This is a genomic window from Nonomuraea cavernae, from assembly GCF_014646355.1.
Taxonomy (GTDB): domain Bacteria; phylum Actinomycetota; class Actinomycetes; order Streptosporangiales; family Streptosporangiaceae; genus Nonomuraea; species Nonomuraea cavernae.
The window spans coordinates 24,555-44,071 of sequence record NZ_BMNH01000032.1 but is presented as its reverse complement, the minus strand read 5'-3'; the positions used below and the strand labels follow the sequence as shown (position 1 = coordinate 44,071).

Below are 19,517 nucleotides of genomic sequence, written 5' to 3'. Positions count from 1 at the left end.
TAGCTCGTAAGGTCGTCTCATGCGTGTTGATCTGCTCAGCCGGGAGTACCCACCCGAGGTGTACGGCGGGGCCGGCGTCCATCTCGAGTACCTCGCCCGGGAGTTGCGGCGGCTGGCCGACGTCCGGGTGCGGTGCTTCGGGGCCGACCGCGACGAGCCCGGTGTCGCCGCCTACCGGGTGCCCGCCGCGCTGGAGCCGGCCAACGCCGCGCTGCAGGTGCTCGGGGTGGACCTGGAGATGGCCGCCGCCTGCGAAGGCGCCGACCTGGTGCACTCGCACACCTGGTACGCCAATTTCGCCGGACATGTCGCGAAGATGCTGTACGGCATCCCGCACGTCGTCACCACGCACAGCCTCGAACCGCTGCGCCCGTGGAAGGCCGAGCAGCTGGGCGGCGGCTACACGCTCTCGTCCTGGGCCGAGCGCACCGCGCTCGCCGCGGCCGACGCGGTGATCGCCGTGTCGGAGGGCATGCGGCGCGACGTGCTCGCCGCCTACCCCGAGATCCCGCCCGGCCGGGTGAGCGTGATCCACAACGGCATCGACACCACCGAATACGCCCCCGACCGGGGCGACGACGTCCTGAACAAACACGGCGTCGACCCGCGCGTCCCGTACGTCGTGTTCGTCGGCCGGATCACCCGGCAGAAGGGGCTGATCCACCTCCTGCATGCGGCGCGGGAGTTCGCCCCCGGCGCGCAGCTCGTGCTCTGCGCCGGCGCGCCCGACACGCCGGAGATCGCGGCCGAGGTGACCGAGCTCGTCCGTGACCTCGGGCAGCGGCGCGAGGGCGTGGTGTGGATCTCCGAGATGCTGCCCAAGCCCGAGGTGATCCAGTTGCTCACGCACGCGACGGTGTTCGTGTGTCCGTCGGTCTACGAGCCGATGGGCATCGTCAACCTGGAGGCGATGGCCTGCGAGACGGCCGTGGTGGCCACGGCGACCGGCGGCATCCCCGAGGTGGTGGCCGACGGCGAGACGGGGCTGCTGGCGCCGATCGACCAGGGAGCCGACGGCAGCCCGCACGATCCGGCCCGGTTCGCCGCCGACCTCGCCGAACGGGTCAACAGCCTGCTGGGCGACCCGGCGCGGGCCCGCGCCATGGGCGAGGCGGGCCGGGCCAGGGCCGTCGAGCACTTCTCCTGGGAGCGCATCGCGCGGCGCACCCTCGACCTCTACACCTCGCTCACCGGCTCCGCCACAGGGTCGCCCGGGTGAGCTCGCCCCCCACGGCGCCCCCCACGGCGCCGGCCGCGTAGATCTCGGCGGTGCCGGGGCGCCAGGCGAGCGCGGCGACCTGGCCGGCCAGCCGCTGGCTGGTCCACCGGCCGCCGGAGTGACGCAGCAGCCGTGAGCCCGTCGAGTCGAGCACCCACAGGCCGCCCCGGCCGTCGGGCTCCGCCTGCGCGAACGTGCTGCCGAGCGAGCCCCAGTCGCACCGCCACCCGTGGCCGTCCCAGTGCAGGGCGACCGGCCGGTGGCGTTCGAGCGGCTCGTTCTGCTCGTCGAACCGGCCCGGCACCAGCCACGACACCCCGCCGACCGCCCACACGTCGCGCGGGCCGAGCACGGCCACGTCATTGAGGTGGATCCGGGGCGACTCGGCCGCGGGCGGCAGGCCCAGCTCGGGCACGCCGACGCGCTGCCAGGCGGAGCCGTTCCACCGGGCGGCCGGGCCCGCCTCCCGCAGCGGGCCGCTGACCGTCCACACGTCCGTGTCCTCACCGCCCACGGCGCCCGCCGGCGCGGGCAGCTCGTGCGCCCGCCAGGTGGAGCCGTCCCAGGACAGCGCCTCCGTGCCGTTGACCGCCCACGCGCCCCGGGCGGCGGTGCCGCCGGTGCCGATCGTGCCGGCGGGCCGGCCGGTGAGCGGCGACGAGACGAACGTGCCGTGCTGGAAGCCGCCCACCAGCCCGGCCTGGCCGTCCGCCAGCCCGAACACCCAGGCCTGCTCGGCCGAGGTCGCGCCCAGCGCGGTCACGCGCACGTCCGGCAGGGGGTAGGCCCGCCACCGGGCGCCGTCCCAGCGGCGCAGCCCGGCGAACGCCGTCTCGACGGTCCCGCCGCTCGCGCGCTGGGTGAAGTGGGTCGTCCAGACCGCGCCGTCACCGCCCACGGCGAGGTCGCCGAAGCCGCCGTGGTCCCGGTCGGTGAAGACCGCGCGCCAGGTCGTCCTGACCGGCCTGGCGCGCAGCCGGTCGGCGCGGGCCGGTGGCTGGGCGCAGCGGGCCGGCCGGGCGGCGAGCGGCGGCAGCGTCGGGCCCGGCACGGGCACGGGGGTCAGCGATCCGACGGTCCCCGTGGGCGAGATGCCCGGCGTGGACGGGGACGTGGATGCGGCCGGGGTCCGCGCGGGCGGCTGGACGCAGGCGGCCGCCAACGCGATCACGGCCGTGGCCGCTCCCAGCCTTCCGGCCGCGCGCGGCCCGCCGGCCTCCCCGAGAGATCTCATGCTCCCGCACGATAGGCCAGCGTGGCCCCGGCGTCTTCTGCCGCTCAGGTCGGCGGAAGATCCACTAGGTCTGCGAAATGTAGTGAAGGATCACGTTATGTACGTGGTGGGCCTTGTTGTCGCCTCGGAAATCCACCTCGTACGTGTGCGTCCCGACATGGACGGCGATGGAACCCGACGAGAAGAAGCCGCCGGCGAACGACTTGTTGCTCACCACGCTCACCGCGGAGATCTTGCCGTAGGGGATGCTGGTGAGCGCGATCCGCTTGCCCACGAACGACTTGTCCTGCACGATGACCCGTCGATCGGTCAGTCCGAGGAAGCCCGTGCCCGCCCCGATCGCGTCGTACACGGCGAGGATCCGCTCGCCCTGGAGCAACCCGCTCTCGATCTGCTTGAGCTGTTCTTTCCGGTCGTAGGGGATGTCAGCCATGCCAGGAGAACGAGCAGGACGGGGCGTGGCGTTCCATACGCGGCATTTGGGTCTTGTAGCCGACTGGATAGGGGATCACCCTGAACGGCAGGAGGCCTGAGATGTCGCATCCGCTCGGAGTCAGTCGCCCGGATCTCACCGTCACCGACCTGCCCTCACCCGAAGAGGTGTTCAAGGTCTCCAGGATCGGCCCCAAGGAGCTGTTCAAGTACGCCGTCGGCCCGAGCCTGATCGCGCTCGGCATCTCGATCGGCAGCGGCGAATGGCTGCTCGGCCCGCTCAGCGTCGGCCAGTACGGCTTCGTCGGGGTCGGCTGGGTCATCCTGGTGTCCGCCCTGCTCCAGACGTTCTACAACGTGGAATGCTCCCGCTACGTGCTCGCCACCGGCGAGACGCCGGTCGTCGGCTGGGGACGGGTGCCCCCGGGGTGGAAGCTCTGGATCCCGCTCTCGGTGCTCGTCGTGATCTTCGCGTTCATCGCGGGAGGCTGGGCCGCCTCCGCCGGTCAGGGCGTGTATGCCCTGTTCCACGGCGAGCCCCCGCCCGTGGGCGCCGAGGAGCCCCGGCTGTGGGCCATCGCGCTGCTCGTGCTGGTCTTCCTGATCACCGCCTCGGCGCGCCGGATCAGCCGGGCGCTGGAGCTGGCCAACTGGGTGATGGTCGGCGCCATCCTGATCGCCCTGCTCGGCATCTGCCTGTTCGTGGTGCCGCTCAGCCAATGGTGGGAGGGCATCCGCGGGTTCGTCACCCCGGCCGCGCCGCCGAGCGGGATCACCGCCACCCAGCTCGGCGGGCTGGCCGGCTTCACCGCGCTGGCCTCCGGCCTCAACTGGTACGTCATGGGCCACTACCGCGACAAGGGCTACGGCATGGGCTTCCGGGCCGGATACATCTCGGGCCTGCGCGGCGAGCGCACCGAGATCCTGGCCAGCGGAGTGACGTTCCCGGACGACGAGCGCAACCGGAGCATGTGGCGCCGGTGGTATCGGCTGCTCATGGTCGACATGTGGGGAGTGTTCTTCGTCGGCGCGATCCTCGGCATGCTGCTGCCCACGCTGCTCATGTCGCAGGCCGTGGCCATGTCGGGGGAGCGGCCGACGCGGGCCAACGTCCCCACCTTCGTGGCCGCCGCGCTCGGCGACGAGTACGGCCAGGTCATGTTCTACGTGGCGCTCGTCCTCGGCGTGCTGGTGCTCTTCTCCACCCAGCTCGGCATCTTCGAGGCCATGGTCAGGGTGACGACCGACGCCGCGCACGCCACCAGCCCCCGGTTACGCGCCCTGGTGGAGGGCGACCCGCGCCGCTTCTACTACCCGTTCATGATCGTCCTGCTGATCGTGATCTCGATCGTCATCCACTTCTCGCTGCCGGTCGGGCTCGTGGAGTGGTCGGCCAACATGTCGAACCTGGGCGCGCTGGTCTACCCCTTCCTGCTCATCTACCTCAACAGCAAGCTCCCGCGCCCGGCCCGGCCCCGCCCGTGGCACTACGTGATCCTGATCCTCAACTTCCTGTTCTTCGGCTTCTTCTTCGTCAACTTCATCGCGGACTTCGTCGGCGACCCGCTGGTGACGTTCTAGCGTTCGGTTCCGGCGCTCAGGCGTGCAGGATCCGCGGCTCGTGACGCACGGGGAAGTTGACCGAGTTGGCGACGAAGCACATCCGGTTGGCCTCGTGGTGCAGCTCGACGGCCTTGTCGTGCACCTCGGGCGCGGCGATCGTGACCGTCGGCCGCAGCGTCACCGACGTGAAGCGGCCGGCGCCGCCGGACTCCTCGGCCATCGTGCCCTCGGCCTCGTCCACGTAGGAGGTCACCACGATGCCGTTGGTCGCGCACAGGTGCAGATACCACAGCATGTGGCACTGCGAGACTGACGCGACCAGCAACTCCTCCGGGTTCCAGCGGGCCGGGTCGCCCCGGAACGCCGGGTCGGAGGAGCCGTGCACGGCCGGCTTGCCCTCGGCGGACACCTCGTGGTCACGGCTGAAGGTCCGGTAGCCGGAGGTGCCCTCGCCGAGGTTGCCGGTCCAGGTGACGGTGGTGTGATAGCGGTGTTCGCGGCTCATGCCACCATCCTGGGGCATCGCGACCCGTGGCGATCACCGGGGGTCCGCGCCGCGCGGGCTCGCTCGGCGGGGGCTCCGGTCAGCGGACGGTCTCCAGCGTCATGACCCGGTGGTCAGCGGACGGTCTCCAGCACCACGGTTCGGTGGTCAGCCGACGGTCTCCAGCACCACGACGGGGATCTCGCGATCGGTCTTCTGCTGGTAGGCGTCGTAGTGGGGCCAGGTGCCGTTCATCAGCCGCCATAGCTCCGGCCGCTCCTCCGGGCCGGCCGTACGGGCGCGGGCCGTGAACCTCTCGCCCTTCACCTGCACCTCGACCTCGGGGTCGGCCAGCAGGTTCTTGTACCACTCGGGGTGGTCGGGGTCGCCACCCTTGGAGGCCACGACGACGTGGTCGTCACCGTGCCGCTGGTAGATGAGCGGCGTGGTGTAGGACCGGCCGGAGTTGCGGCCCTTCGTGGTCAGGAGCAGGACGGTGGTGTTGTTCCAGTCGTGCCCCTCCTGGCCGTCGGTCTGCTGGTAACGCTGGACGTGTTCCTTGCCATAGAGCATGCCGGAGAGGCTACCCGCTGACGGCGTCAGGTCACGATCATCGCCGGGCTCCGCACGGCGGCCGGCCAGGTGTCCGCCGGATGGCGGGGCGGGGTCACAGGTAGGAGCGGGCGGCCGTGACCAGGTCGGGGGTGGCGTCACGGGTGCCGACGTAGAGGGCGGCGCCGGGGGTGCGCTCGCGGACGTCGCGGTCGCGGATGGCGAACACCGCCGGGGCCGCGCCCACCTCGCCGTAGCGGGCGGTGACGGCGGCGGAGACGGCTCGTCGCACGTCGGCGACCACGCCGGCCGGCGTGTGGCCGGGCCCCGAGGCGGCGAGGTAGCCGAGCATGGCCGCGAACCGCAGCTCGGCGTCGGCCGCGGGCCGCTGCCGGGGGATCACCGGCCGGTCGAGCCAGAACACCTTGCCGGCCAGGAACGCCTCGTAGCTCACGCCGTCATGGTCGAGCGTGCGGGCCGTCTCCGCGAGCAGCTCGCCGAACCCGGCGAGGTCGGCGCCGGGCGGCAGATCCGTGGTGACGAACAACGGCACGATCAGCGAGTCGAGCATGTGACAGATCCCTCCGTGAGGAGGCTCATCGTAGGGCGCGGCACCGACAATCCCACGGGACTCCGGACCGTGTCGTCAAGCGGGAGCCCCCGCCGGAGACGGTGAGGCTTTGGCACTCTCTTGGGCTTAACGGTCTGATCGGAGACGGTATGAGAGAGGCGCGAGCGCCCACGCCGGCCGGAGAGCCCGTCGATCCCGTGGCAACTCGCGGAAGGAGACCCGCGATGAAGATGCCCGTCGTGAACCAGTGTGAGGCGGAAGCCTGCGTCTACAACCGTGAGCGCGTCTGCCACGCCTCGGCCATCACCGTCGGCGACGCGCCGCAGCAGGCGCACTGTGACACGTTCTTCACGGCGTCCGCCAAGGGCGGCGATCCCTCCACCGTCGGACGGGTCGGGGCGTGCAAGGTGGCCGACTGCCGGCACAACAGCCAGTTCGAATGCCAGGCGCCCGGCATCGAGGTGGGCTACGTGAGCGACAGGGCCGACTGCAAGACCTACGCGCCGGTCTGAGCCCCGGAGCTCCCAGCGGGCCGGGCCGTCGGCGCCCCTAGCGGTCGATCCACCTGTCCTTCAGGGCGGCGTGGACGACGGAGTCGCGCCAGCCCTCAGGCGTGAGCACCTGGCGTGGGACGAGCCCCTCCTCGATCATGCCCGCCGTCAGCATGGCCAGCTGGGCGGGCAGGTTGGCGGGCGCACGGGCGCCCCAGATGCGGCGCAGCCCCAGCTGCTTGAACCCGAACGACAGCAGCAGCTTGATCAGGTCGGTGCCCATGCCCCGGCCCCACTGGTCGGGCCGCAGGCCGAGGCCGATCTCGGCGCTGTGCGGCTGGTCGGCCTCGATGTGCAGGCGGGCCACCCCGATCACGTCGCGGTGGTCGGCGTCGACCACCGCGAGCACGTACAGCAGGCGCGGCTCGGCGGCGGCGGCGCGCCCGGCCTCCTCGACCAGCGCCGTGACCTCAGCGGGTGTCAGCGGCTCGAACGGCATGTACCGCGTGGCCGCCGGATCGCCGTAGATGGCGTGCAGTGCCGCCACGTCGGCCTCCGAGACGTCACGCAGTCCCAGCCGCACACCATCGCACCGCACGAGACGCATGCGCAGAAGTAAACGCGACTTTTGTGATCTCTACAACCCCTTGTCAAGTCGCGAGTTGACTCCCGTAAGCTCGCGCGACAAGTTCGGCGATCGCGCTGTGCGCGCCCAGCGGCGCGGCGTGCCCCGCGTCGACCCCGGCGGCGGCCCGCTCGACCAGGTCCTCGGGGGCCTCGTGCCCGATCAGGCAGGGGGCGATGGCCAGGCGGGCGGCGCCGGCCGCCCGCAGCCGCTGGGCGGCCACCGGCACGCCGGGCTCGCTGTCCAGCGAGGCGGCGACCACGGGCAGGGTGAGTCTGGAGGCCAGCAGCACGGCGGTGGCCTGGACGGCCTGTACGGCCCGCGCCCCGCCGACGGTGCCGAGGATGACCGCGTCGACCGGGCTGCCGACGTTGAGCACGCGCACCCGGTCGGCCCGGGCCAGGCCGCGTTCGGCCAGCCGGATGTGCAGCGCCTCGGCGAGCAGGGGATGCGGGCCGAGCGCCTCGGTGACCACGGCGCCGGAGCCGCTCGCGGCGACGGCCTTGCCGATGTCCGCCAGCACGACGGGATCATCCCAGGTCAGCAGGGGCACCACGATGGCGTCGCGGTCGCCGGGCAGCGAGTCGGCCAGGTCGGCGACCGTGGTCAGGCGCACCTCGATATGCGGGTTGTCGACGCGCACGACGGCCGCGATCTCGGCGGCCACGCCGGAGGCGCTGCCCGGCGCCGCGAGGACGAGGAGGGGGGCGTCCGGCGGCAGGGACGTGGGCACGGGACGGCGGTGCCGGCCACCGCCCGGCCGGGGGGAACGTTCGCGTACAGGCAGGCTCACAGGCGCGCAGTTTATGCCTATTGAGGGTGTCTTGTTCCAGGATTCGGCAGAGATTCAATCACAACGCTCCCGGTGTGGCCGAGATCACATCGTGATGCCCCGAGTCGTTGACTTATCGGTGCGGAACGGCAAACTCAACATCAACTAGAAACGCGTTCTAGAGCGAGTGTCACGCTCCGTCCCCAGAAGGATGGGTAATGAAGCCGTTCTATGTCCGCGAGCTGAGCGTCTACCCGGTGGGCCGGCGACGCATCTGGTTGCTGGCGATCGCCGTGCTGGCGAGCCTGGTGGCCAACTTCGAGACCACGATCGCCACGATCCTGCCGCTCCTGATGGAGGACCTGAGCATGTCGCTCACGGTCTACGGGCAGATCGCGGCCGCCTCCGTGCTGGTCGGCGGGCTGTCGGCGGCGTTCGGCGGCATCCTGTCCGACCGCTGGGGCCGCGTCACGATCCTGGTGCCGACGCTCACGATCACCGCGGCCTGCAACTTCCTGCTCGCCACCGTGGACTCGGTCGGCGAGCTGTTCGCGATCCGGTGCCTGATGCTGTTCATCGAGGGCGCCGGCATCACGATCACCGCGTCGCTGGTCCGGGACTTCTCGCCCCGGCTGGGCCGGGCGCAGGCGTTCGGCTTCTGGACCTGGGGCCCGGTCGGGGCGGCCTTCCTGGCCTCCGCGCTGGCCTCCCTGACGCTGCCGCTGTTCGGCAACGCCTGGCAGTCGCAGGCGATCATCATGGGCATCGTCTCGCTGACCCTGTGCGGCGTCATCATCTGGCAGATCGCCGAGCCGTCCGCGGCGCTGCGGGCCCAGGTCATGCACGCCGAGTCGGCGGTGACCGCCGAGGAGAAGATCGACCCCGGCAAGGTCAGGGAGCTGTTCCGGCATCCCCACCTGTGGGCGCACGTGTTCGGCAACACCGCCTGGCAGGTGCTCTACTGGACTTTCGCGATCTTCGGGCAGACGATCCTGGCCGGCGCGTTCGGCATGGAGACCGCCGCGGCCAACGGCGTCGTGGCGCTGGGCATCGTGGTCAACGCGGTGGCCGTCATCGTGGTGGGCCGCGTGTCCGACCGGCTGCGGCTGCGCAAGCCGTTCACCGCCGTGGGCACCGCGCTCACCATCGCGGTGCTCGCCTACTACATCAGCCTGATCGGGCAGGACGTCTCCGCCGGTCACATCACCGTGGTCTACGCGGCGCTCTTCCTCTGCCTGGGCATCGCCTACGTCCCGTGGATGGCCAACTTCTCCGAGGACGCCGAGGACGTGGAGTCGCGTCTGCAGGGCGCCGCGCTGGGCATCTGGGGCATGGTCGTCCGGATCATGATCGTGGTGCTGCTGGTGGTCTCGCCGATGGTCGTCGAGTCCGGTGGCTGGGGCGCCTGGCTGTACGTGGCGCTGGGCGGTCAGGCGCTCTTCCTGCTCTCGATGCTCGTCTACAAGGGCGACTGGCGCCGGAGCACGCCGAAGGTCTCGGCCTGACCGTCAGCGGGCCGGCACCACCACCGACCGCGGGTTGCCCGGCGCGTACACGGTGATGCCCTGCGGCAGCGACTTGAGTTTCTCGATCTCGGCGCAGGCGGGGCACTTGTCGTAACCCTCCTGCCGGGCCCGGTTCGCGTCCGCCTCCGCCTTGGCCTGGGCGACCCTCGCCTGGGCCTCGGAGACGGCCGCGCCCGCGGCCGGCGACCGGTCCACCGCCCGCTGCACCTCCGCCGGGAGCGTCACCTTGACCAGGGTGAACCGCAGCCCGGTGAGGAAGTCGCCGCCCAGAAGCGCTGCTGGGCGGGATAGAGGTGGGTCGAGGACCACAGGCCGGTCCAGGTCAGGCCGGAGCCCGGGTCGATGACCTGGCGCACCTTGTTGTCGTCGAGCGGGCCGCCGTCGCGGATCACGGCGACCTCGCCGCCTCCCGTGCGCTCCAGACCGGCGATGCCTCCGACGAGGCCTCCGACGAGCGGAGAGATCGTGACGAGCGCGGCGAGGACGAGCAGGGAGATTCTCACAGGGGACCTCCCGCGCGGACGGCGGTGGCAGCCGCCGCCCGCGGTTTTCGCGGCAGGATTTCGGAGGCTCGGCCCCTACGCCCGCTGCGGCACCTGGCCGTCGTCGGAGGTGAGGTCGAGGTCGCGGGTCTCCGGCGCGATGGCCAGGCCCACGGCGGTGACGGCCAGCGCGGCCACCACGTAGATCGACACCGCCAGAGTGGTGCCGTACACGTCGAACAGCTTGATCGCGATGATCGGGGCGATCCCGCCGCCGACGATCCCGGCCACCTGGTAGCCCATCGAGGCGCCGCTGTAGCGCAGCCGGGTGCTGAACAGCTCGGCGATGAAGGCCGCCTGCGGGCCGTACATCGCGGCGTGTGTGACCAGCGCGACCACCGCGGCGAGCGCGATCATCGGGAACGACCTTGTGTCGAGCAGCGGGAAGAAGGCGAACACCCAGACCGCGGCCCCGACCACGCCGGCCAGGTAGACCGGCCGCCGGCCGACGCGGTCGGACAGCGCGCCGAACAGCGGGATCAGCACCAGTTGCAGCGCCGACCCGATCAGCACCGCGTTCAGCCCCACCGAACGCTCCATCCCCAGCGACCCGGTCAGGTAGACGAGGATGTACGCGGTGAAGGTGTAGAACGCCACGTCCACGCCGATGCGCGCGGTGAAGGCCGAAAGCAGCGCGCGAGGGTGCGTGCGCAGCACCTCGATCAGCGGCATCCTGGCCTTCGCCCCCGTGCGCGCCACCTCCGCGAACAGCGGCGACTCCGACACCTTCACCCGCACCCAGAGGCCGACCAGCACGAGCACGCCCGACAGCAGGAACGGCACCCGCCAGCCCCACGCCAGGAACGCCGCGTCGGACAGCGTGAACGACATGACCGTCAGCAGCGCGGTGGCCAGCACGTAGCCGGCCGGCACGCCCACCTGCGGCCAGCTGGCGTTGAAGCCGCGGCGCCGGTCGTCGCCGTGCTCCAGCGACATGATCACCGCCCCGCCCCACTCACCGCCGAGCCCGAGACCCTGCACGAACCGGAGCGTGGCCAGCAGGATCGGGGCCGCGACGCCGATGGCGTCGTAGCCGGGCAGCACGCCGATGAGGAACGTCGCGACGCCCATCACCAGCAGCGTCACGACCAGCACGGTCTTGCGCCCGGCCCGGTCGCCGAAGTGCCCGAAGACGATGCCGCCGAGCGGCCGGGCGACGAACGCGACGGCGTTGGTGGTCAGCGCCAGCAGGGTCGCGTTGAGGGGGTCGAAGGTGGGGAAGAACAGCTTGCCGAAGACCAGGGTGGCGGCCGTCGTGTAGAGGAAGAAGTCGTACCACTCCAGCGACGTGCCGATCAGGCTGGCGAGGATCACCCGCCGGGTTTGTGGGGTGGAGCCTGACATCTCATCGCTCCTCAGGGTCAGGGGGTTCCTTTCAACGTAAGGATCGTTGAACAATTCGACAAGAGGTTTGTTGGATGATTATCTGTCGTCTGTGGACGACGCCGTCGCTGATCTCGCTCAGGACCGCGGCCGGCTGGGGCGCAGCAGCACCGCCGAGCGCGTGGCCGACATCCTGCGCGACCGCATCAGCGAGGGCTTCTTCGAGCCGGGCCAGCGACTGTCGGAGGAGGCGATCTCCGAGGCGCTCGGCGTGTCGCGCAACACGCTGCGTGAGGCGTTCCGGCTGCTCGGCCACGAACGACTGCTCGACCACCGGCTCAACCGCGGGGTGTTCGTCCGGGTCCTGTCGGCCGAGGACGTGGCCGACCTCTACCGGGTGCGCCGCGTGCTCGAAGGCGCCGCCGTCCGCCGCCCCCCGTCGAAGCAGGCGCTGGAGCTGATCGCCGAGGCCGTGGCCGACGCCGAGCGGGCCGCCGCGGCCGACGACTGGCAGGCCGTCGGCACCGCCAACATCCGGTTCCACCAGGCGCTCGTGACGGCCAACCAGAGCCCGCGGCTCGACGAGGCGATGCGCCAGCTGCTGGCCGAGCTCCGGCTCGTCTTCCACGTCATGGCCAACCCGCGCGACTTCCACGAGCCGTTCGTCCAGCGCAACCGGCGGCTGTTCGACCTGCTCCAGGACGGCCGGCTGGACGAGGCCGCGACCTTCCTCGACGGCTACCTCGACGAGGCCGAGCAGCTCCTCATCCGCGCCTACGAGCCCAACCGCTAACGTTCGCGCATGGACAGGTTGTTCACCCTCGACGAGGCCCGCTCGCTGATGCCGTCGATCCTCGACGAGGCCCGCGAGCTGGTCGCCGCGCGCGCCGACCTCGCCGAGATCGCGCTCGACCGGAGGACCACCGGCTCCTCGGCGCTGGGCGGCATCGCCGAGCTGAAGGCGCTGGAGGCCCGCATCGAGGAGATCCTGAGCGGCTGGACCGACCAGGGCATCGAGGTGAAGGGCCTGGCCCCGGTCCTGATCGACTTCCCGTCGCTGCTCGACGGAGAGTCCGTGCGGCTGTGCTGGATCGAGGGTGAGCCCGGTCTGGCCTGGTATCACCGCACCGAGCTCGGCTTCGCCGGCCGCCGCCCACTCACCTGAGGAGAACGGCCGTGGTCGTGGCTGAGCTGTGACCAACCGGTCCCGCCCGGGGGTTGTCTAACCGGGCAACGAAGGGATCACAGCTATGAGGCACACCACAGTGTCCGCCGCGCTCCTGGTCGCGGCGGTCATCGGCGGGGCGGCGGCCACACCCGCCACCGCGGCGGCCCAGGAGGGGCCAGCCGTGGCCCGCGCGGCCTGGATCAAGTCCTGCCACGACAGGAAGAAGGACGTCGACGCCCCCTGCGGGCACTGGCGGCTGATCACGCGGGACGGCGGCGGCCTCGCCCTCCCCGACGCCGCGGCCACGAGGCGCCACGCGACGGGAGCCGTGGTGCACGAGCCGGGCAGGCTGGCCATCAGCGGTGACGGCCGCGTCGTCGCGTACGAGCGGGCCCGCGACCACCGCCTCGTCGTCCGGCGGGTCGCCGGCGGGCCGGTCAAGGAGCTGCCCGCGTCGCTCGTGCCGAAGGGGATCGGCACCGACGACCTGCTCCTGTACGTGTCGCCGTCGGGCGACAAGGTGCTGGTCGAGTACCTGGACGACGCCGAGAGGCAGCCCACGAGGGTCGTCACCGTCGCCACCGGCCGGACCGTCGAGCTGCCCGCCCGCGACAGCGTCCAGGGCTTCAGCGCCGACGGCGACGAGGTCCTCGCGACGCGCGGCGCGCGGGACAACACGACCGCGCTGGTCGCCCACCGGCTCGGCGGCGCCTCCATCAGGCGCACGCCGCCGCAGGTCGTGGCCAACGCCGCCGCCACCGCCCTGGCGGCCGACGGCAGGACCGTCGCCGTGTTCGTCTCGGGCGACGCCGACCGTGGGAAGCCGCCCCGGCTGCGGCTGTACGACCTGGAGACCGGCGAGCTGTCGGCCGGGGTCGACCTGGCGCTCAAGCCCGACGCCACCCCGTACGTCGCCCGGTGGACCGTCGACGGCCGGCTCGTGGCGACCGTCGTGTCACAGGAGGACGGCGAGCCCGAGAGGGTGCGGGTGCTCACCGTCGACACCGAGACCGGCGACGTCACGCGGACGGACCACTACTCGATCAGCAAGACCGGCTACGAGTCCACGAAGGCGGGGGAGTGACGACCATGAGGATCAGGATCGCGGTGGCCGTCGCGGCAGGGCTGGCCCTGCTGACCTCGCCCGCCCCGGCGCAGGCCGACCCGCACCACGGGCACGACAGCGTGCGGTACGTCTCCGTCAAGGGGTGCGAGACGAAGGACGCCGGCCCCCGGCCGTGCGGCGCCTGGCGGCTGGTGATGCACGACGGTTCGCGGCGCGCCCTGCCCGACGCCCGGACCGTCGCCCTGAAGGCCAATGGCAAGTCGTCGGTCACCGGGGTCGCGCCCATCGCGGTCAGCGGCGACGGTCAGCGGCTGGCCTACATCACCACGTCGGGGCGGCTCGCCGTACGGACTCTCGGCGGCGGCGTGAAGCTGCTGGCCAAGGACGCGCTGCCGCGCGTGGCCCAGTACGAGCTGGCGTTCAAGCTGTCCGACGACGGCGGCCGGCTCGCCGTCCTCGACAACAACATGCGCAAAGGCACCCGCGTCTTCGACACGGCCACCGGCGCCCTGCTCGGCACCCTTCCGGGCGCCGAGCGGATGATGGGCTTCAGCGGCGACGGCGGCGAGGTGCTGACCAGTGTGGACGCCGACGAGTCGGTCACCGACCTGGCCGTCTACAGCGACGCCGGCGAGCCGCTGCGGCGTGTCACGCCGCCCCAGGTCGTCGTGTCGACCGGCCCGCAGGCCCTCTCCGCCGACGGCCGGACCGTGGCGAACGTGGTCAGGTCCCGCGAGCCCGAGCTGGTCCTGTACGACATGGAGACCGACGAGGTGGTCGGCCGCACCAGGGTCAGGCTGCCCGCCGGGTCGGTCGAGATGATCGACTGGACCGGTGAGTCGCAGGTGACGCTGCACCTCCTGCGGGAGCGCGAGGGCAAGGCGGACCGGATGACGATCGTCCAGATCGACACCGGCACCGGCACGGTCACGACCAGGGACGCCTACTCGGTGCCGAAGGACAGCTACGTCTTCGCCGCCTGCGGCGGCTGATCTTCGCCCGGCCCGTACGGACCGCGTGCCGTGCGGGCCGGGCGAGCGGCCCGCCGCCGATCCGGCACCAGTCGAATGGGTGTTTGAATCGTGGCATAGTATCGGCCATATGAAGGCTGTTTTCCAAGCTTCTCTGCTCGGCCTCGACGAGGACATCGGCCTCGGCCCGCTGGGGGCGACGGTGCGCAGGACGATCCTCGGCCGCGGGGCCTGGATCGACGTCAGACCCGGCTGGGTGACCGGCGCCGACACGCTGTTCGAGCGGCTGGCGGAGTCGGTGCCGTGGCACGCCGAGCGGCGGCGGATGTACGACCGGGTCGTCGACGTGCCCCGGCTGCTGAAGTTCTACGACGAGGACGAGCCGCTGCCCGACGCCGTGCTCGACGACGCCAGGCGGGCGCTCGACGCCCACTACGGCGACGAGCTGGGCGAGCCGTTCCGCACGGCCGGCCTGTGCTTCTACCGCGACGGCCGCGACAGCGTCGCCTGGCACGGCGACACCCTCGGCCGGGGCGCCGCCGAGGACACCATGGTCGCGATCATCTCGGTCGGCGCGCCGCGTCCGCTGCTGCTCCGGCCGCGCGGCGGCGGCCACTCGATCCGCCACGACCTGGGCCACGGCGACCTCATCGTGATGGGCGGCAGTTGCCAGCGCACCTGGGAGCACGCGGTGCCCAAGACGTCCCGCCCCACCGGGCCGCGGATCAGCGTCCAGTTCCGCCCGCGCGGCGTGCGCTGACCCGCGATCCCACCGCCCGGACGGGCGCGGGGCTACCATCGGACGGCAGGTCCGCCCGTGAAGGGCGGCGGCGGGCCGTCCGGATCATGGGCGGTTGCCGGATGCGCTAAAGTTGCCGTTCTCAGTAGCGAATGTCCTAGGAGGTGAGACCCATCAACGCCATATCAGGCCGGGTGCTCTCATCTCGCGGCCGCACGGTTCGCCCGTCGTAGGCGACCGGAGGAGAGCGCCCCTCGGCATTCCGAAAGGCTCTCCCGTGTCGGTTCCTCCCCCTTTTCTTCCTCCCGCCGCCATCGTCAGCACACTCCGGGCGGCCGGCTGCGTGTTCGCCGAGGACGAGGCCGCGATGCTCGTCTCCGCCGCCCGCACCCCCGACGAACTCGCCGCCATGGTCGAACGACGAGTGGCCGGCCTTCCCCTCGAACACGTCGTCGGCTGGGCGGAGTTCTCCGGCCTCCGGGTGTCCGTCGACCCCGGTGTCTTCGTGCCACGCCGCCGCACCGAGTTCCTCGTCGCCCAGACCCTCACCCTCGCCCGCCGGCTCACCACCCCGGCTCGGGACGGCTCCGCCGGCGCGGGGGCCGTGGTCGTCGATCTCTGCTGCGGGTCCGGGGCGGTGGGCGCCGCGGTGATCGCGGCGCTCGACGAGATCACGCTGCACGCGGTCGACATCGACCCCGCCGCGGTGCGGTGCGCCCGCCGCAACCTCGCCGCCGCCCAGGTGCACGAGGGCGACCTGTACGAGCCGCTGCCCGCCTCGTTGCGCGGGCGCGTCGACGTCCTGGTCGCGAGCGCCCCGTACGTACCGACGGAGGAGATCGGGCTGCTGCCCGCCGAGGCGCGCGTCCACGAGCCGAGGGTGGCGCTCGACGGCGGCGCCGACGGGCTGGACATCGTGCGGCGGGTGACCGAGGCGGCACCCGCGTGGCTGTCGCCGCGCGGTCACCTGCTGGTCGAGACCAGCGAGCGCCAGGCGACGGCGACGGCGCGGACGGTCGCCCGCCACGGCCTGGTCGCGCGCGTGGCCAGGTGTGAGGAGCTGAACGCCACCGTCGTCATCGGCGCCCGGCCCGGCCAGACCTGACGCCGCGGATCAGCGGAGCCTGATGGTGAGGCGGGCCAGGCGGCCCATCTAGCCCGACGCCCACCGCCGGATCAGCGGAGCCTGACGGTGAGGCGGGCGAGGCGGCCCTGCTCGCCCGACGCCCAGCAGGACAAATCCTTGGTGCACGACACCGTGTCGAACGAGCCGCCGTCGAAGGTCCGCCACGCCTGCCCGCCGGTCAGGGTCACGTCACTGCCTGACGGCCCGACGGCGATCGCGGCGAAGGGGAGATGGGGAAGCCAGGTGACCCCTGACCGGTAGGCCGGGGGCGGCGCGGCGGCGGCCCGCCAGGTGGTGCCCCCGTCGCGGGTGAAGGCTCCGGCCTGGGGCGACGGCTCGCCGGGCCGGTAGTCGCCGCCCACGGCGATGCCGCGATGAGGGTCGCGGAAGGCCAGGGCGAAGACGCCGCGCGCCGGCTCGGCCGCCGGGATCGGCGTGTCGGCCACGGTCCAGGTGCGGCCCCGGTCGCCGGAGTGGAACACCCGCGACCGGGCGGCCCCGCCGCTGGCCAGCCAGACGTCTCGCCCACCCGCCGTGACCAGGCACTGGCCGCTCGCCGCGAACCCCGCCTCACCGGGCAGCGCCTCGGGCATGCCGTCGGGCGGCAGCACCCGCCAGCTGCGCCCGCCGTCATCGGTGGCGAGGATCCGGAACCTGCCGTCCACCGGGTCGCTCATCGCCAGCCCGTGACGCCGGTCGAAGAACGCCATGCAGTCGTAGAAGGCGCGCGGCTCGTCGTTCCTGAAGGTCTCGGTCCAGGTGCGGCCCCCGTCGTCGGTCCGGTAGACCCGCGAGTCGGCCCCCTCGCCGATGGACAGCACCACGGCCCGGTCGGCGTCGAACGCCTCCACGTCGCGGAACTGCAGCGTGTCCGTGCCGGGCGGCGAGACGTCACGCCAGCTCCGCCCGCCGTCCACGGTGCGCAACACGGTGCCCTCCGACCCGGAGGCCCACACCACGTCGCGGCTCACCGGTGACAGTCCGCGCAGCCGCGCGCTCACCCCGGTCTCGGTGAGCTCCCAGCCGAGCGCGGGGACGTCGGCGTGGGCGGGAAGCGGAGCGGCGAGCAGGCAGGCGACGGTCAGGGCACCGAACGCTAATCCACGTTTCATGCCGGGCAACCTAACTCAGGCGATCAAGGCTGTCCATGGTGACTGTCAACACCCAGGCCCCCGGCGCGTCACCGTGCCGACGGCCCGCGCTGCCCGCGAGCCGCGCCGGGCAGGCGGTCCCGGACCGGGCCGTCCTGGATGATGCCGGGGTCAGCCGCCGGAGATATCCGACTCCGCGTCCTCGGGCACCACGGAGTCCCACGGGTCGTCCAGCCAGCCGTCCGGCAACTGCACCTTGCCCCGCTCGCCCGACTTGCCGCGCGGCGTGTCGGTGTTGGCCGGCCACGGCTGGTCGTGATCGAGCCTGGCCAGCCCCGCGCGCAGCCCGTCGAGCGACTCGGCCGTGGCCAGCTCGCGCCGCAGCTCGCCGCCCACCGCGAACCCCTTGAGATACCACCCCACGTGCTTGCGGAAGTCGGCCACCGCGTAACGCTCCTGGTCGAAGCAGTGCGTCAGCCCCTCGGCGTGCCGGGCCATCACCGCGGCCACCTCGCCCAGCGTGGGCCGGACCCGGTCGGCGATCCCGTTGAACGCGTTGCCGAGATCCCTGAACAGCCACGGCCGCCCCAGACACCCCCGCCCCACCACGACGCCGTCGCACCCCGTGCGGGCCACCATCCGCAGGGCGTCGTCGGCGCACCAGATGTCGCCGTTGCCGAGCACCGGGATCTCCGGCACGGCCTCCTTGAGCCGGGCGATCGCGTCCCAGTCGGCGACGCCGCCGTAGTGCTGCTTGGCCGTGCGGGCGTGCAGCGCGATCGCCGCGACCCCCTCCTCGACCGCGATGCGGCCCGCGTCGAGGTAGGTCAGGTGGTCGTCGTCGATGCCCATGCGCATCTTCATCGTCACGGGCAGCGGGCCCGCGCCGGCCACCGCCTCGCGCAGGATCCGCCGCAGCAACCGCCGTTTGTACGGCAGCGCCGAACCGCCGCCGCGCCTGGTCACCTTGGGCACCGGGCAGCCGAAGTTGAGGTCGATGTGGTCGGCCAGGTCCTCGTCGGCGATCATCCTGACCGCCCGGCCCACGGTGGCCGGGTCGACCCCGTAGAGCTGGATGCTCCTGGGCTGCTCGGACTCGGCGAACCTGATCATCCGGAACGTCTTGGGATTGCGCTCGACCAGCGCCCGCGTCGTGATCATCTCGCACACGAACAACCCGGCCCCCTGCTCGCGGCAGAGCACCCGGAACGGCGCGTTGGTGATGCCCGCCATCGGCGCCAGCACCACCGGCGGCCACACCTCTATCGGCCCAATCTTCACCCCGTCAGTTGTAGCGCAGGTCAGGCCATGACCGGTATTCGCCGATAGGCTGTGAGCAGGCATCTACGTGGGGAGGGGGCCCGGATGCTCCTGAGACTGCGCGTCGCGCTGCCCGACCGGCCCGGGTCGCTGGCGCAGGTCACCCGGGTGCTCGGCGCCGCCGGAGCCGACATCACCCAGGTCACCGTGCTCGACCGGGGCGCGGGCCGGGCGGTCGACGACATCACCGTCTTCTGTCCCGAGAGCACCTCCAAGGATTCGCTGGCCAAGAGCCTGCAGGGCGTCGCCGAGGTGACGGTCGAGGGCGTCTGGACCACCCGCGAGGCGCCGGGCACCTACCCGGAGCTGGAGATCCTCAAGTACATCACCACCGCCGGCGATCGGGGGCTGACCACGCTGGTCGACTCACTGCCGGTGTTGTTCAGCGCCGACTGGGCCGCCACGAGTGCCGAGCAGGGCGTCGTCTACGCGAGCTGGCGCGCGCCGCGGCAGGTGACGCTGCCGGCCGAGACGCCGCCGCGCCCCGTCGCCCGCACGCTCGCCGGAGATCTGCACGTCATCCACGCTCCGCTGCCGCCGCTCGCGCTCAGCCTGTTGCTGGCCCGCTCCGAGGGCCCGGCCTTCCACCGCACCGAGGTTCACCGGCTCGCGCGCATCCTTGAGATCTTCCTCAGCCTGCCCGCCACCGAGCGGAGCGTGGCGCGGCGACTGCGCAAGTGAGCATCTGGTCCGAAAACCCGC

General features: G+C 72.2%; 23 protein-coding genes. 11 read left to right on the top strand and 12 right to left on the bottom strand.

The window, feature by feature from the left end; genetic code table 11:
* Positions 1-19: 19 nt before the first annotated feature.
* The gene (glgA, locus tag IEY82_RS33310) at positions 20-1,219 is read left to right on the top strand and encodes a glycogen synthase (RefSeq protein WP_189128249.1); all 1,200 of its coding nucleotides are present in this window, start codon (positions 20-22) and stop codon (positions 1,217-1,219) included.
* On the opposite strand, the gene IEY82_RS33305 is transcribed toward glgA, so the two are convergent.
* Together IEY82_RS33305 and IEY82_RS33300 are read right to left on the bottom strand one after the other, a co-directional pair.
* On the bottom strand, positions 1,188-2,453 hold the full coding sequence (locus IEY82_RS33305) for a hypothetical protein (protein WP_189128248.1): 1,266 nt from the start codon (positions 2,451-2,453) through the stop codon (positions 1,188-1,190). The genes glgA and IEY82_RS33305 overlap by 32 nt on opposite strands.
* Before the next feature lie 64 nt (positions 2,454-2,517).
* Positions 2,518-2,886, bottom strand: coding sequence for a PH domain-containing protein (locus tag IEY82_RS33300; RefSeq protein ID WP_189128247.1), 369 nt, complete (start codon positions 2,884-2,886; stop codon positions 2,518-2,520).
* Between the two features lie 101 nt (positions 2,887-2,987).
* Between IEY82_RS33300 and IEY82_RS33295 the strand changes: the two genes are divergently transcribed.
* Complete coding sequence (locus IEY82_RS33295; protein ID WP_189128246.1) at positions 2,988-4,466, top strand: Nramp family divalent metal transporter; 1,479 nt, start codon at positions 2,988-2,990, stop codon at positions 4,464-4,466.
* Between the two features lie 16 nt (positions 4,467-4,482).
* Here IEY82_RS33295 and IEY82_RS33290 read toward each other — a convergent pair whose 3' ends face one another.
* The 3 genes from IEY82_RS33290 to IEY82_RS33280 form a co-directional block, all read right to left on the bottom strand.
* Positions 4,483-4,953, bottom strand: coding sequence for an OsmC family protein (locus IEY82_RS33290; RefSeq protein ID WP_189128245.1), 471 nt, complete (start codon positions 4,951-4,953; stop codon positions 4,483-4,485).
* A 147-nt stretch (positions 4,954-5,100) separates the two neighbouring features.
* The gene (locus IEY82_RS33285) at positions 5,101-5,505 is read right to left on the bottom strand and encodes a nitroreductase family deazaflavin-dependent oxidoreductase (RefSeq protein WP_189128244.1); all 405 of its coding nucleotides are present in this window, start codon (positions 5,503-5,505) and stop codon (positions 5,101-5,103) included.
* A gap of 94 nt (positions 5,506-5,599) precedes the next feature.
* On the bottom strand, positions 5,600-6,055 hold the full coding sequence (locus IEY82_RS33280; protein ID WP_189128243.1) for a hypothetical protein: 456 nt from the start codon (positions 6,053-6,055) through the stop codon (positions 5,600-5,602).
* Positions 6,056-6,279: 224 nt separating this feature from the next.
* On the opposite strand from IEY82_RS33280, the gene IEY82_RS33275 reads away from it, so the two are divergent.
* A complete protein-coding gene (locus IEY82_RS33275; protein ID WP_189128242.1) occupies positions 6,280-6,567 on the top strand; it encodes a DUF1540 domain-containing protein in 288 nt (95 codons plus the stop codon).
* 37 nt (positions 6,568-6,604) lie between these two features.
* Here IEY82_RS33275 and IEY82_RS33270 read toward each other — a convergent pair whose 3' ends face one another.
* Both IEY82_RS33270 and IEY82_RS33265 read right to left on the bottom strand, forming a co-directional pair.
* Entirely contained in the window at positions 6,605-7,153 is a 549-nt protein-coding gene (locus IEY82_RS33270; RefSeq protein ID WP_189128241.1) for a GNAT family N-acetyltransferase, read from the bottom strand.
* Positions 7,154-7,196: 43 nt separating this feature from the next.
* Positions 7,197-7,964, bottom strand: coding sequence for a sirohydrochlorin chelatase (locus IEY82_RS33265; protein WP_225264154.1), 768 nt, complete (start codon positions 7,962-7,964; stop codon positions 7,197-7,199).
* A gap of 197 nt (positions 7,965-8,161) precedes the next feature.
* Between IEY82_RS33265 and IEY82_RS33260 the strand changes: the two genes are divergently transcribed.
* Positions 8,162-9,448 carry an MFS transporter gene (locus IEY82_RS33260; protein ID WP_189128240.1) on the top strand — a complete coding sequence of 429 codons (1,287 nt, stop codon included), beginning with the start codon at positions 8,162-8,164 and terminating at the stop codon, positions 9,446-9,448.
* A 3-nt stretch (positions 9,449-9,451) separates the two neighbouring features.
* Here the strand turns inward: IEY82_RS33260 and IEY82_RS39605 are convergent, their stop codons facing one another.
* From IEY82_RS39605 to IEY82_RS33250, 3 genes are all read right to left on the bottom strand, one after another.
* Positions 9,452-9,694: a hypothetical protein gene (locus tag IEY82_RS39605; RefSeq protein ID WP_225264153.1), complete on the bottom strand. Its 243-nt coding sequence runs from the start codon at positions 9,692-9,694 to the stop codon at positions 9,452-9,454.
* Positions 9,691-9,972 (bottom strand): hypothetical protein, encoded by a 282-nt coding sequence (locus tag IEY82_RS39600; RefSeq protein WP_225264151.1) that lies wholly within the window; start codon positions 9,970-9,972, stop codon positions 9,691-9,693. The genes IEY82_RS39605 and IEY82_RS39600 overlap by 4 nt, the downstream gene beginning before the upstream one ends.
* A 75-nt stretch (positions 9,973-10,047) precedes the next feature.
* Complete coding sequence (locus IEY82_RS33250; RefSeq protein WP_189128239.1) at positions 10,048-11,355, bottom strand: MFS transporter; 1,308 nt, start codon at positions 11,353-11,355, stop codon at positions 10,048-10,050.
* 91 nt (positions 11,356-11,446) lie between these two features.
* On the opposite strand from IEY82_RS33250, the gene IEY82_RS33245 reads away from it, so the two are divergent.
* From IEY82_RS33245 to IEY82_RS33220, 6 genes are all read left to right on the top strand, one after another.
* Positions 11,447-12,127, top strand: a complete 681-nt coding sequence (locus IEY82_RS33245; protein WP_225264149.1) for a GntR family transcriptional regulator — start codon at positions 11,447-11,449, stop codon at positions 12,125-12,127.
* A gap of 9 nt (positions 12,128-12,136) precedes the next feature.
* Positions 12,137-12,499 (top strand): DUF2203 domain-containing protein, encoded by a 363-nt coding sequence (locus IEY82_RS33240; protein WP_189128238.1) that lies wholly within the window; start codon positions 12,137-12,139, stop codon positions 12,497-12,499.
* An 85-nt stretch (positions 12,500-12,584) separates the two neighbouring features.
* Complete coding sequence (locus IEY82_RS33235) at positions 12,585-13,586, top strand: TolB-like translocation protein (protein WP_189128237.1); 1,002 nt, start codon at positions 12,585-12,587, stop codon at positions 13,584-13,586.
* A 5-nt stretch (positions 13,587-13,591) separates the two neighbouring features.
* Positions 13,592-14,560 carry a WD40 repeat domain-containing protein gene (locus tag IEY82_RS33230; RefSeq protein WP_189128236.1) on the top strand — a complete coding sequence of 323 codons (969 nt, stop codon included), beginning with the start codon at positions 13,592-13,594 and terminating at the stop codon, positions 14,558-14,560.
* Between the two features lie 109 nt (positions 14,561-14,669).
* Positions 14,670-15,299 carry an alpha-ketoglutarate-dependent dioxygenase AlkB gene (locus tag IEY82_RS33225; protein ID WP_189128235.1) on the top strand — a complete coding sequence of 210 codons (630 nt, stop codon included), beginning with the start codon at positions 14,670-14,672 and terminating at the stop codon, positions 15,297-15,299.
* Positions 15,300-15,555: 256 nt separating this feature from the next.
* Positions 15,556-16,383: a putative protein N(5)-glutamine methyltransferase gene (locus IEY82_RS33220; RefSeq protein WP_189128234.1), complete on the top strand. Its 828-nt coding sequence runs from the start codon at positions 15,556-15,558 to the stop codon at positions 16,381-16,383.
* 71 nt (positions 16,384-16,454) lie between these two features.
* On the opposite strand, the gene IEY82_RS33215 is transcribed toward IEY82_RS33220, so the two are convergent.
* Together IEY82_RS33215 and dusB are read right to left on the bottom strand one after the other, a co-directional pair.
* Positions 16,455-17,516, bottom strand: coding sequence for a WD40/YVTN/BNR-like repeat-containing protein (locus IEY82_RS33215; RefSeq protein ID WP_189128233.1), 1,062 nt, complete (start codon positions 17,514-17,516; stop codon positions 16,455-16,457).
* Positions 17,517-17,666: 150 nt separating this feature from the next.
* On the bottom strand, positions 17,667-18,776 hold the full coding sequence (gene dusB / locus IEY82_RS33210) for a tRNA dihydrouridine synthase DusB (protein ID WP_225264148.1): 1,110 nt from the start codon (positions 18,774-18,776) through the stop codon (positions 17,667-17,669).
* 84 nt (positions 18,777-18,860) lie between these two features.
* On the opposite strand from dusB, the gene IEY82_RS33205 reads away from it, so the two are divergent.
* Entirely contained in the window at positions 18,861-19,496 is a 636-nt protein-coding gene (locus tag IEY82_RS33205; RefSeq protein WP_189128231.1) for an ACT domain-containing protein, read from the top strand.
* Positions 19,497-19,517 lie beyond the last annotated feature (21 nt).